The organism is Bacillus cereus group sp. BfR-BA-01349 (genome assembly GCF_022663795.1).
GTDB classification, from domain to species: Bacteria; Bacillota; Bacilli; order Bacillales; family Bacillaceae_G; genus Bacillus_A; species Bacillus_A cereus.
Genome location: NZ_JAKUGE010000010.1, coordinates 1 through 12823 on the forward strand (window position 1 = coordinate 1; position 12823 = coordinate 12823).

Consider the following 12823-nt stretch of genomic DNA (forward strand, 5'->3'; position numbering starts at 1 on the left):
AACATATGAAATGGCCTACCGAGCAATTCAAGAATATATTCAATTTTATAATACAGAAAGATTCCAAGAAAAACTTCACGGCCTTTCCCCGGTAGAATATCGGGAAAAGGCCGTGGCATAATACTCTTTTTATTACTGTCTACTTGACAGGGAGATGACCACTCCCGTCCCTCATCCATTCACTTTTTCCGCATCATTCCAATAATATTTACTAAACGCTTCTGTTAACACATCAATTGTGTTATATAATTCATCTAACGTATTATCAACACCACCAACTTCAATTAACATCGCATTTTTCGATAAATCTTGGTTATAAACGCCATTTCCATCTTTTTTATACTTTGGAAAAATCCCTCTACTTAATCCGTAGTAGTTTTCATCTAAATAACTATTGATCGCTCTTGCAATTTTTTCATTTTCAGCACGGCCTTCATTTTCCATCCCAATTATAAAATATAATCTTGCATACGATTTTCCGTTAATTACTTTTGTTGTTACTTTCTTACGCTGATCGTCACGGTGTATATCAATTGGAAACGCAATTTTATTATTTTGTGCTAATGCTTCTTTTACATATTCATGAGACGCTTTATATGATTGCGGCCATTTCCATTTTTTACTCGCTAATAAATCACCCATATTCGTTTTATCGTGAACTACCGGAATTCCTTGTCCTTCAAGTTGCTCTTTCATACGTTTCCCTAGTAAGGACACATTTACATCTGGACTTGATGGATCCGTAGCCCCTGGTAATAATGGAAAGAAGGATTCCCAGCTATGTGTATGATAAATATATACTGCACTTTCACCTTTTTTCGCTCCGTTCTTTTTCTGAACCGGATTATTCTTTTCCGCTTCTGTAACTTTATCTTTTGCTACTTCCCGTTCTTTCGTTACTTCTTCAATCGGTACACTAGATTCATTTGGGATATTCGTCAAGTTTGTCCCTTCCCCAGCTACGATAATATTAGAATAATACTTTGACATACCAGGTACTTCTTTACCGACGAATGTTCTTAAATCTTTAATTTTCAAATCTGTCGCAATAGAGAACATTAAATTTCCAACTGACTCTCTTTTATTCTTCTTAAAATAATCAAATCCGTAATAGCGATTCTCACTTTCTATCATTTGAACAAAACCTTGCATCGATACTTTTCCAAACCATTGATTTGCATAATTCGATTTCATTGTATGTAAAAATGACGTCAAAATCGACGCTATCATAATTACTATTAGCGCATATAAAAGAAGTAACGAAATCAGTTTCTTCCCATGTATTCGAGTTGCATACTTTTTCACTGCATCACCTTCTTTATACATGGATATGTACAAGCTTTTCGGAATATACGCAAAAAAAGAGAAATGGTATCCCATTTCTCTTCCTCACTTTTATTGTTCTTTTCCTGTATCATTTGAAGGTAGTTTCTTCACTTGTTTTTCTTTAAATATTTCTCCAATTGCCTCAAGAGTACCAAGTGTTTCAATTGCATTAGACGGAATAAAGACTTTATTTGCTGGTCCTTTTGCAACTTCAGCTAATGATTCAAATGATTTGTAAGCAAGTATACGCTCATCCAAATTCGCTTCACGAAGCAATTCAATACGATTTTGTTCTGCTTTTGCGATTTCTTCAATTGCCCTTGCTTCCCCTTGCGCTTCTAATTCTTTTGCTTCTTTTATACCTTCAGCTTCGCGAATACGCGCTTCTTTATCCCCTTCAGCCATCAAGATTTTACTTTGCTTTTCCCCTTCAGCACGAAGGACTTTATCTTGTTTTGCTGCTTCAGCTTCTAAAATAATCGCACGTTTATTACGCTCAGCCTTCATTTGTTTTTCCATTGATGCTTGCACATCTTTTGGCGGGTTAATATCAACAACTTCGACACGTTCAATACGTACGCCCCATTTTTCTGTTGCTTCATCAAGCGCTAAGCGGATTTCTGTTGAAATTTTTTCACGACCAGATAACGTTTCATCCAGTTCCATTTTACCGATAATTTGACGCATCGTTGCTGAAGTAATATTACGAACACCATATTCATAGTTTGAAATACCATATGTCGCAAGTTCTGGTTCAACAATTTGATAGAAAATAATAGTATCAATTTCTACTTGAACATTATCTTTCGTAATTACCTTTTGCGGTGGTACATTCGTTTGTTGAATACGTAAGTCATGATATACACGAACACGATCTACAATTGGTATTAAAATATTTAACCCTGGGTGCATGATACGTTGAAACTTACCAAATCTTTCAACAACCCCAACTTTTTGCTGAGGAATAATTTTAATTGTTAATGCGATAAATGTAACTACAATTAGTGCGAATATAATCGTTAACGTTAATGCTACCATATTTATTCACTCTCCTTTTTCACTTGTAATATAGTACTATGCCTCTTTATAACAACGACTTTTTCTCCAGCATCAATTGAAGAATCTGCAATAGCTGTCCAAGTATCTCCATCCACTTTCACAATACCATTCGCTTCATTTGTAATCGCTTGCATAACAATCCCTTTTTTACCAACAAGCATATCTACTGTATCAGTAAAACCTTTTGCTTCTCGAAAGTTTTTTGAAATTCTTTTCGTAAAGAATGTCAAAGTTAAACTCACAATTGCACCAACAGTAACTTGTAACAGTAGTGCATCAGGAGCAAACAAAGCAATAAGACCTCCGACAACAGCTCCAATTCCAAGCCAAAGCATGTAAAATGTAATCGACAACATTTCTGCGATAAATAAAATACCAGCTATTATAAACCAAATTACCCAAGCAGCCATATGCAACCCTCACTTTCTTTCTCATTTTCTATATGTATATGAAGAAAAGAATGGTTTATCCGCCCTTTCTTACACTTGGGCGTTTGCTACAAGCTATTGTACATACTCACTGTTACAATGATTATCAATATAATACTATATCAATATATTCTTCATTATACATGAAAATCCCTTTCAAAAAGTGACAAAAAATTAAATTCTTTAAAAATTTTAATTTTTAAATTACAATTATTCTAATTACTAAATACTATTTTTTATAGAGGTGATAATCTTATTGAGAAACCTGTCACTAATCTACTATTTAGGTTCCAAAATATGCATTACTCTCGCTGACATCGTATATGTAATGATTATTACAACTCATATTTATATAGCAACTAAATCAGCTACTATTACTGCTCTTTTTCCATTATTACAAGTTATCACAAATCTAATTGCTAACATCTCTGCACCACTTATAATAAATCGTTTTCCATCTTATACGCTGTTATATACGCTCCAATGGCTGAAAACAGTCTTTTTACTATTATTAATGATTTTGTTCCCGGTCTTATCCACAAACATTATAGCTCTATTAACTTTTATTTTTGTCATTTCATTATGTAGTGGGTGGAGTGCTCCGTTATTATACGGTATTCTCCCGCGCCTTACACCGAAAGAAAAATTAGTAAAAGTAAATAGTATCTTTTCCTTTTCAACACAAATTGTGCAAGCCGTTGCTTATTCATTTACGAGTATTGTCGTTCTTCTCATTGGCGCTACTTCTACACTCATGATTAATAACATTTTAATGATTTTCGGATGCATTGCATTACATTTTTCATTACGTTCCATACATACTGAAAGAATAGCAGATTCTCCCTCTTCCAAAAGTACTGTTTTATTGGAAGGTTGGAAACTCCTATTTCAAAATCCTTCTCTCCGTACCGTTACATATATGGACTTAATTGAAACTTTCGCAGGGACAATATGGATTGGTGCTATTACGATGGCATACGTTACGACTATCCTTCATAAAGGCGAAGAATGGTGGGGATATATTAATACAAGTTATTATGTTGGCACGTTAATCGGTGGTCTATTAGCATGGAAAATGAGTTCCTATATTCAAAACAATTTAATACGATCTATGTCGATTGGCTCTCTTATGTTTAGTATTCTTACATTTTTATACGGTATGACAAGCAGCGGATTTATTGCGCTTTTTCTATGTGTTCTAATGGGACCATGTTATCAAATTAGAGATATTTCCCAAACGACTGTTTTACAATCAAGTGTCGCCCCTGCTTTATTATCCAAAATGTATACAGCACATGGTGCACTTCTTTCAACAGCCTCTGGACTATCTATGCTTAGCATTGGCATTATTACTGATATGTTCGGTGTTCGTACAATTTATATCATCGCTTCTATTCTTATTTTATGTTCCGCTTGTTTATCTTTTAGTTTATTAAAATATCATAAGACAGAGCAGAACGATATTTCACTTTAATCACTAAAACAAAGAGGACAGGGATTCCTGTCCTCTTTGTTTATTCTATTCATGATAAGTTAGGGATTTTTCTATGCTTTGTCGCTTGTTCAAAAGCATAAGCTAGCTTAATTAATATCCCTTTAAAGAAATTCACTTTCCTTATTTAAACACCTTTAATTTCCCGAAAAATAAAAAAAGTCTGAAACGCATTAACCTTCGCTTCAGACTCTTACATTACTGTGCGTATACTTCATCTAACAAATGTAAAAACTCACCTTGTTTCCCAGCTAATTCAGGGCATTTTGCAATATCAACCCATTCGTAGCAAAATACTAATCCTTTATCTTCCTCACCAGCACTTACAATATGTTCCCAAGTATCCTTTACATCTGTTAGTAAAGTTACATGAAAAAAGTGGCGTTTTTCATATTCCTGTTTTTCTTTCATATGTATGATGTAATCTGCTAAAAAACGTTCTATGCATAAATGACGCAATCCGGATTCTTCCTGTACTTCACGCAATATAGCCGCTTCTAACGTTTCACCTTCATTAACCGTTCCTCCTGGCACTTGAATACCAGCTTCATGTATATCACGATGTTTAAAAACAAGTAATTGCATAACCCCCTCTTTTTCTCTTGTAATATATGCATGTACTTTTTTCTTATATAACATCGTCATTATACGTCTCTCCCCTCAATCATTTACTCTGTTACTTCTTCAAGCGTCAGTTGATTATCATACAAATATGTAGCTTGTGGATTTCCCACATACCTTACGTGCCATGGTTCATACCGATAACCCGTAATCGTTTCTTTCGCTTTTGTGTATCGAACAACAAAACCAAATTTATGGGCATTTTCAGAAAGCCACTGACCTTCTTTCGTTTCCCCAAAAACCGTCTCTAACTGAAATTTAGCAGATTGAGACGTAATATCCATAGCTAGTCCAGTTTGATGCTCACTTGTGCCAGGAACCGCGCTAGACATTGCTGTTTTTGCTTCCCCGTCTTGTTTTTTATACATCGTATTTAATGCTTTTTGTCGATCAAAAGATCTAAATCCAGAAACTGCAAAAAGAAAAATACGCTCGTTGTCAGCCTGCTGAAACATATCCTCAAGCGCCCTCGCTGCCTCTTTTCTCATCTTTTTCTTTTCTTGATCACCTTCACTAGAGTAGCGCACTTTCGGAATAACTAAATCTGGCGGTCTATACCCATCTGGTAAACGCCTACTTTTATTTACAAGTACAAGCATTGAATTCGGATTATTAATTACCGCAATATCCCCATCCATATTAGCAATCGTTTCTTTCGCTTTCGGAAATATGCTATTTACACTTACTTCCCGCGCCTGCTTATCCTTATACATTTTATAATTGATTCCTGCTACTCCAATAATAATTATTGCAGCTACAATACCAAGTAGTGCCCATCTTTTTTTCATATAACGACCTCTTATTTTAATAATTTGGCCATTTCATACTCATCGATGCCCTTTCCATCGATAATAAGAGCAGCTTTTTTGACACCTTCTTTCTCAAATCCAGCTTTTTTATATAGTGCCTGAGCTCTTGTATTGTGGGCCATTACTGTTAATTCTAAACGCCATACATCATGTAATTTTGCCCACTTCTCAACCTCTTTAAACAATCTAGTCCCAATACCTCGCCCGTTATACTCTTGCAAAATACCAATTACAATGCTTGCCACATGCCTCTTTCTTTGAATGTTATTTCCATTCACTAATATAAAACCTACTATCCTCTCATCTTCAACTGCTACAAATATTGTTGCATATTCATTTTCCATAAATCGATGGATCATTTTTTCTTGTTGCTCAGCTGTAGTTTTCCTTTCTCCTGGTTCATATAGCATAAACTTCGTTTCTTCATCTAATTGCTTACTTAATTGCAAAAATGATGCTGCATCTTCTATTTCGATTTCCCTAATCACTTCAATCACCCTACCAGTTTCATAATAAAAAGTTTTCCTTATAAAAAAGATTTTCTCTACTTTCCCGAAAATTCCTTTGTAAATCTCCTACTATAAATTGACAAATTTCGATATTACTATAACAACGACAAATTATGTCTATTCTGTGACGTCTCACCATTACAAAGAAAAAACGCAAGCATTACACTTACGTTTTTTCAAGATTGAAGTGAGCTAATAATTATCGATAGATGTCCTGGCTAATTCACGTTTCACTTTATCCATTCACTTTTTCTGCCTGCCAAAAATATTCACCAAATGCTTTAGCAAGTGCATCAATTGATCGATTCAATTCTTCCTCTGTATTATCTACACCGCCAACTTCTATTAATATCGCTTGTCCTGATAGGTCTTGATTATAGATTCCATTTCCTGTCTGGAACCCTTTTTGAATGACCCCACGGCTCACTCCTGGATATTTCTTATTAATCGCCTCATGTAAAGCTGTCGCTAATTGTAAGTTTTTTTCATAGTTTTTATTTCCTTTCCCTACTACAAATGCAAGCTTTGCATATGATTTATCTCCAATTGTTTTTGTCGTTACATTCTTTCGGGCACTATCACGATGCAAATCAAAAAAGTATTGAAGATCTTTATTTCCAGCCATAGCTTGCTGCACAATTTCTCGTGACATTTTATACGAACTATTACTGTTTAAACCTTTACTTATTAACTTTTGACCAACATCACTCTTATCGTTAGTAGCTCCAATCCCTTCACCTTCTAGTTGTTCACGGAAACGATCTCCTAATATAGAAATATTCGATACAGAACTCGTTGCTTTATTCGGATTCGGGTCATTCGTTAAGTTAAGTAAAGGTAAATAAGATTCCCAGCTATGTGTATGATAAATAAACGCAACTTGTCTCTTCCCAGTCGTTTGGGACGGCTGTTTTTTCTCTTTACTCGTATCTTGTTTAGGTACTTGTCCAGTTCCACTAGTCCGTTCCTTCACCACTTCTTCAAGAGGAACACTCGACTCTATCGGTAAGTTAGAATAATTTGTACCCTCACCCGCAATAACAATTTCTGTATCGTACTTACCAAACCCCGGGAGCTCTTTCCCGACGAAACTGCGTACATCATTAAAGCGAATATTTGTAGCCATAGAAAAGAGAAAAGAAGAAATTGAAAAATCTTGATTCAAATTTCGATACTCCTGTGTAAAATAATGATTCTCTTTTCCAAGTACATACATGTAACCATTCATCGATAACTCATTTAACCAATTATATAAATACGTTGACTTTGTCTCTTTCATAGAGGTTACCATCATACTAATAAGAAAAAAAGTCGCTAGCATTGTAGTAATAACAAATAAAACTAACTTACGCATACTTGTAAACTTCATAAAAAAAAAGCCCCGATTCATACTATCACCTCTCTATTTCAAGTTATGTACAAGCCCTAGAGAATAGACCGTTAAAATTTCGGCTATATTGTTAATGAGGTGAAATGAATTGAAGCTATTAATAGGAATATTACCAATCGCTCTATCATTCATTTTGTATTTGTCCGCTAAGCAACCAAAAATCTCTATTGTGCTACATATTTCTGCGTACTTGGCACTGTATGTACTCGGTATAATTATTTCCATTAATATATACGATGTTTTAATACAAGATTTAGTTTTCATGACGAGCATTCATGGAATTTTACTGAATCCATTTTTCCTTATTGCAGGAGCGTATATAGGAACATACACTTTGTACCTACTTTTGTCTCACATTATTATGAAAATAAAAAATGGAGCGTAATGAAATGCACCCACCATTTATCTGTCATACATGCAAAAAAAGAATTATGAAAAAGAAAGATCTTATTACAGCCACATGGTACTTCCGCTTTTATTTATTTCACAGTGATTGTTTTAAACGACAGCAAGTGTTCATCTCACGATTTCTCCCTGTGAATACACTTTTCAATTCCTTTCTTATTATATATGGACTTATTTTTGGCAGTATTCTTATGATTACAGAACCATCTATTATTTGGCTGACTTTCTTTTTTCCCATTTTTTATCGGTTTCTTTCTTATTATTATGTTGAACGTTTTTTCTCTACATAACGTGCAGACTGACCTCTCGGAATACTTAAACATTCCCACTCATTTTCTTTTAACATCTTCCCAATGTATATAATCTGACCAATATGCAATGCATAATGAGCAATTTGCCTTTCAATTGCTTGCATGACAGTATGTGCTTCACCGCGAATGTATACCGTCTTCAATAAGTGTTCCGGCGTTAAAGTATTCATCGTATTAAAAACATATTTCCATCCTTCTTGCCAAGCTATAAGGGTTTCTTCTTTTGAGTGATAGCATCCTTCAAATTCACCATCTCGATTACGATCTGTTTTTTCACCATCAGACGTTAAAAAATCCGTCCATCTAGAACGCATATTACCGTGAAGATGCTTAATAATAATCGCTATACTATTTGTTTCTTCATGAGAAGACCATTGTATTTGTTCATATGATAATTGAGAAAGTGCCCGCTCCCCTTGTTTCTTTGTTGCTTTAAAGTTCGAAATCGCACATTGCAAATATTCTCGTCCGATATCCATATTAGCCCCTACCTTCACCCTAGCTAATTTTTGTTCCATTTGGCAATTCCATATTAGGCTGAAGTAACACAACATCACCAGCTTCAGGAACACCACCAAGCACAAGTACTTCTGATTTGAATCCAGCTACACGCTTTGGTGGAAAGTTTACAACAGCAACGATTTGTTGACCGATTAAATCTTCTGGACTATACCTTTTCGTAATTTGAGCACTTGACTGCTTTATCCCGATTTCTCCAAAATCTATTGCTAGTTTAATCGCTGGTACTCTCGCTTCTTTAAATTCCCTTGCATGTATTACAGTTCCAATTCTCAAATCCAAATTTAAAAAATCTTCAAAATTAGCCATTTATCATTCCCCCCAATTATTACTTAGACAAAATACAAAAATCCCCTTCAAAAAAAGAAAGGTGCCTAAGCACCTTTCTTTTGTAATTCACTTGATTCATTTGATTTATAGAAGAAGAAACCGAGAATCCCGCCAATACATGATGGAATTAACCATCCGATTCCTTCGTTATATAACGGTAACATTTGTAGTACATTAGAAATCGCGTCAATTTTAATTTTCGCACTTTCTAAACCGTTAAAGAAACTAATTAACAATGCACCTAAAATAGCTCCAATATAAATTGTATTACGCTTCCCAATCCACTTATGGAAATACGAAAGTACAATTAATACAATTGCAACTGGATAAATGATCATTAACACAGGTAATGTTACTGCGATTAATTGTGTTAAACCTAGGTTAGATACAATTAAACTAAATACACATACCATTGTTACAATCGTTTTATGCGAAAGTTTTGGGAATAAGTTTGTAAAGAAACCCGCACACGCAGATGTTAACCCAACAGAAGTTGTTAAACAAGCGAGTATAATAACAAGCCCTAATAAAATTTTACCACTCGTCCCATATAGCTCATTTACAACATTCGTTAAAATAAGACCACCGTTTTCTGAGATACCAAGTGATGTGCTTGTTGAACCAAGATAAGCAAGCGATAAATAAATTAACGTTAAACCAAGTACAGCGATAATACCTGATACTACTGTTATTTTTGCAATTTGACTACTCTCTTTTATCCCTTTAGAGCGGATAACTTGTACAACGACAATTCCGAATACGAGCGCGCTAATTGCATCCATCGTTAAATATCCTTGAATAAATCCACCAAAGAAAGCATTTTCTTTGTAAGCAGCTGGCTCTCCAATTGGATCAATAATTGCCTTTCCGACAATAACAGCGACAATTAATACTAATAATGGTGTAAGAAACTTTCCGAACCAATCCACTAATTTAGATGGATTTAATGATAAATACCACGTTATTCCGAAGAAAACTATCGTGAAAAGAAATAGCATGTACCACTCTGAAACCATTGCCTCTGATAAAACGGCTTCATACCCATTTCAAACGAAACAGCTCCAGTACGAGGAATCGCGAAAAATGGTCCAATTGCTAAATAACTAATCAATGGGAAAATAAACGCAAATATAGGGTGGACTCTAGAAGATAGCGCTTTCAAGTCCCCCTCTACAAACGCGACAGCTGTTACAGCTAGTAGGGGTAATCCGACTCCCGTTACAAGGAATCCTATTGTAGCAATCCAAACATTCTCTCCTGCTTGTTGACCTAAAACTGGCGGAAAAATTAAATTTCCTGCTCCTAAAAATAATGCAAATAGCATTAAACCAATTGCTACCGTATCACCTGGCCTTAAACGTCCCTTCATGCTCTTCATTTGCATAGCACTTTTTCATTGTTTATCTCTATATTTTACAATATGCTATGCATCCTCCTCTCTGCTCAAGATGATAAAATATGCCCCTTACAAAGCAGTGTCTTTCTCCATAATTTCTCCATTCCCCTTATTTTTACTCTAATCATTAATATAATTATTATTTTAATTTTTGATTTTTTTGAATTTTTAAACCATTAGAGTGTTATTACGTGGAGTATAGTTGTCAGACCTCTTTGTTTTTATCACACATATAGTAACATATTTAGTTGCAAAATAAAAACATATTTTCAAATTGATTTTTTTGAAAATCGAAATTATCTACATTTTTTATTCTCTTACACAAATATTGTTATAATCTCACCTATTATTCAATCGTTATTTTCAAATAACTTTATACACGTAACATACAAAAGCCATCTAATATAATTTAGATGGCTTTTGTATGTTACTCTATCGTTTCAACTTCACGTGGATTTTTCATCTCTTCCACATACACAACTCTAAATCCGTGATCTTCTAAATCTTTCAATAATGTCTCTAATTCACCGTCGTTAAACTCTTCTCCTAATGTAAACATAATTCTACGAACTAATAAGGCATCATTATCAAAAGTCATCAAACTTTGAATACCAGTGTATTTCTTTAAAACTGTCGATAACTTTTGGATTGCTCCATTATAGTCTTGCGTTCCAATCATGACAGAGTATTTACTAGAGTGAACACCCCATGCATCCTCTAATAACTCAAAAACTTTTTTATGCGTTAAAATTCCAAGGAAAACCCCTTTTTCGTCAACTACTGATAAATAAGGCAATTTTTTTATTGTAAAAAATACTTTAAAGAAAGATGAATCTTCTCTCACAAATCCTTCTTTATCGTTTAATAATTGTATTACACTCTCATCAAGTGATCCTTTATATTCTAAAATATCTACTTTATATATATTCCCTAAAAATTTCTCTTTTTTTTCATCTAAAACTGGTACACAACGATACCCCGTTTTATTTAAATGCTCTAACGCTTCCCCTATCGTAATCGAACTTGAGCACAGTAAAACTTCCCTTTTCGGTACGTAATTCCCTTTAATCCTCATAAATAGCCTCCTTATGTTAAAATACTTTCTGTGCCATAACTATATTATATTTTCAGAAAAAAATAAATAATTTATTTATTTTTCTGAAAATTATTCATTTTCTTGTCATAATTTATTCATGAATCCTTCACTTGCATATTTTTGCTATCAAATCTTCTCTCTGAATTACTGAATGAAAAATATATTGTAACTTCTTTCAAAAAAAGCTAAAATAAGAATAAGAATTTTCTGAATATCCTAAGAGTAGGTGGTTATATGTCCTTATTACGCTCACATATATGTAAATTTATAATTGGTATTATTGTTATTTTTGCCATAAGTCCTATTCCAGCTCTTTTTATTACACACAATTATTCTTATCAAAATGGATTTATTAGCATTTTTCAAAACTTCGCACAGCTTTCTTCTATATCAATTCCAAAGGTTGATTGGATGCATGAATCTATCTTTTTCTCAGCAAACCAAATGATACATACTTCTAATCATTCAACACCATTATTCCCTTACATATGGGAAATATATTTTATATCGATTGTTCGTTTTACTTTTACCCTTGCGATCGGATTTTTCATAAGTTTGGGTATCGGCCATTTATTTTTCAAAGTACCTAACTCGTTTAAAAAGTTTACTACTGTATTGAAATGGATTCCTTACTCTTTTTGTACTGTGGTATTACAATGTTCAGTCTTATTACTACTTCTATACGTCGCACAATTTATAAACCTTCCTTACTACTCATCATTTATCATCGTATGTAGTACTTCCATGATTATCGTTATGCAAGCAGTAAAAAAATGGATTCCTTTCTTAAAAAACACAAATGAATATGAAATAAAACATGATTCTTTTCTTGTGGATACATTGTTTTTGGCGCTTACTTCGAATCATAAATCAATTTTAGGTTCCATTATTCTTTCATTCGTTTTTATGGAATGCGTTTTTCATGCAAATGGACTGTTACAATTTATCGTTCAATTTGGCGGAAATTCACCCATAATTGTTACAATCGGCTTATTACTACTCTATATCCCATATAGCATACTTTCTTTCCTTCAAACACTATGGACCACAAACTACTCCAAGCAACAGTCATACACTTTAACGAGAAGTGTTCCAAAACCTTAATTTAAAATAACCCTCTATAATCTAAAAG

General features: G+C 33.9%; 15 protein-coding genes and 1 pseudogene. 5 read left to right on the forward strand and 11 right to left on the reverse strand.

All coding sequences use genetic code 11. The features are described from left to right. Positions 1-121 (forward strand): IS3 family transposase (locus MR169_RS07640; protein ID WP_242319248.1); only part of this gene is annotated, 121 nt, incomplete at its 5' end. Positions 122-171: 50 nt separating this feature from the next. On the opposite strand, the gene spoIIP (MR169_RS07645) is transcribed toward MR169_RS07640, so the two are convergent. The 3 genes from spoIIP (MR169_RS07645) to MR169_RS07655 are packed head-to-tail and all read right to left on the reverse strand — an operon-like array spanning position 172 to position 2795. Continuing rightward, positions 172-1380, reverse strand: a complete 1209-nt coding sequence (gene spoIIP, locus MR169_RS07645) for a stage II sporulation protein P (RefSeq protein ID WP_002098533.1) — start codon at positions 1378-1380, stop codon at positions 172-174. A 15-nt stretch (positions 1381-1395) separates the two neighbouring features. After that, a complete protein-coding gene (locus MR169_RS07650; protein WP_242319211.1) occupies positions 1396-2364 on the reverse strand; it encodes an SPFH domain-containing protein in 969 nt (322 codons plus the stop codon). A 2-nt stretch (positions 2365-2366) separates the two neighbouring features. Then, complete coding sequence (locus tag MR169_RS07655; protein WP_000741974.1) at positions 2367-2795, reverse strand: NfeD family protein; 429 nt, start codon at positions 2793-2795, stop codon at positions 2367-2369. 274 nt (positions 2796-3069) lie between these two features. Between MR169_RS07655 and MR169_RS07660 the strand changes: the two genes are divergently transcribed. Continuing rightward, positions 3070-4287, forward strand: coding sequence for an MFS transporter (locus MR169_RS07660; RefSeq protein WP_001245230.1), 1218 nt, complete (start codon positions 3070-3072; stop codon positions 4285-4287). A 216-nt stretch (positions 4288-4503) separates the two neighbouring features. Here MR169_RS07660 and MR169_RS07665 read toward each other — a convergent pair whose 3' ends face one another. The 4 genes from MR169_RS07665 to spoIIP (MR169_RS07680) form a co-directional block, all read right to left on the reverse strand. After that, positions 4504-4950: an NUDIX hydrolase gene (locus tag MR169_RS07665; RefSeq protein ID WP_000178289.1), complete on the reverse strand. Its 447-nt coding sequence runs from the start codon at positions 4948-4950 to the stop codon at positions 4504-4506. Positions 4951-4973: 23 nt separating this feature from the next. Beyond that, positions 4974-5714 carry a M15 family metallopeptidase gene (locus MR169_RS07670; protein ID WP_000747647.1) on the reverse strand — a complete coding sequence of 247 codons (741 nt, stop codon included), beginning with the start codon at positions 5712-5714 and terminating at the stop codon, positions 4974-4976. An 11-nt stretch (positions 5715-5725) separates the two neighbouring features. Continuing rightward, complete coding sequence (locus tag MR169_RS07675) at positions 5726-6223, reverse strand: GNAT family N-acetyltransferase (protein WP_000617573.1); 498 nt, start codon at positions 6221-6223, stop codon at positions 5726-5728. 256 nt (positions 6224-6479) lie between these two features. Beyond that, positions 6480-7634, reverse strand: coding sequence for a stage II sporulation protein P (gene spoIIP / locus MR169_RS07680; protein WP_001079280.1), 1155 nt, complete (start codon positions 7632-7634; stop codon positions 6480-6482). Positions 7635-7722: 88 nt separating this feature from the next. On the opposite strand from spoIIP (MR169_RS07680), the gene MR169_RS07685 reads away from it, so the two are divergent. Beyond that, complete coding sequence (locus MR169_RS07685; RefSeq protein WP_137074245.1) at positions 7723-8019, forward strand: hypothetical protein; 297 nt, start codon at positions 7723-7725, stop codon at positions 8017-8019. 4 nt (positions 8020-8023) lie between these two features. Beyond that, positions 8024-8329: a permease gene (locus MR169_RS07690; RefSeq protein ID WP_242319249.1), complete on the forward strand. Its 306-nt coding sequence runs from the start codon at positions 8024-8026 to the stop codon at positions 8327-8329. Here MR169_RS07690 and MR169_RS07695 read toward each other — a convergent pair. The 4 genes and pseudogenes from MR169_RS07695 to cbpA form a co-directional block, all read right to left on the reverse strand. Next, positions 8302-8868 carry a DUF1572 domain-containing protein gene (locus MR169_RS07695; RefSeq protein ID WP_000435828.1) on the reverse strand — a complete coding sequence of 189 codons (567 nt, stop codon included), beginning with the start codon at positions 8866-8868 and terminating at the stop codon, positions 8302-8304. The two genes, MR169_RS07690 and MR169_RS07695, sit on opposite strands and share 28 nt — an antisense overlap. Then, a complete protein-coding gene (csaA, locus tag MR169_RS07700; protein WP_242319212.1) occupies positions 8849-9178 on the reverse strand; it encodes a chaperone CsaA in 330 nt (109 codons plus the stop codon). Before csaA ends, MR169_RS07695 begins: the two co-directional genes overlap by 20 nt. A gap of 65 nt (positions 9179-9243) precedes the next feature. Continuing rightward, positions 9244-10568: pseudogene (brnQ4, locus tag MR169_RS07705) on the reverse strand (branched-chain amino acid transport system II carrier protein BrnQ4). 454 nt (positions 10569-11022) lie between these two features. Next, a complete protein-coding gene (cbpA, locus tag MR169_RS07710) occupies positions 11023-11670 on the reverse strand; it encodes a cyclic di-AMP binding protein CbpA (RefSeq protein ID WP_001220526.1) in 648 nt (215 codons plus the stop codon). Positions 11671-11925: 255 nt separating this feature from the next. Between cbpA and MR169_RS07715 the strand changes: the two genes are divergently transcribed. Continuing rightward, on the forward strand, positions 11926-12795 hold the full coding sequence (locus MR169_RS07715) for a hypothetical protein (RefSeq protein ID WP_030025400.1): 870 nt from the start codon (positions 11926-11928) through the stop codon (positions 12793-12795). Positions 12796-12823: the final 28 nt, after the last annotated feature.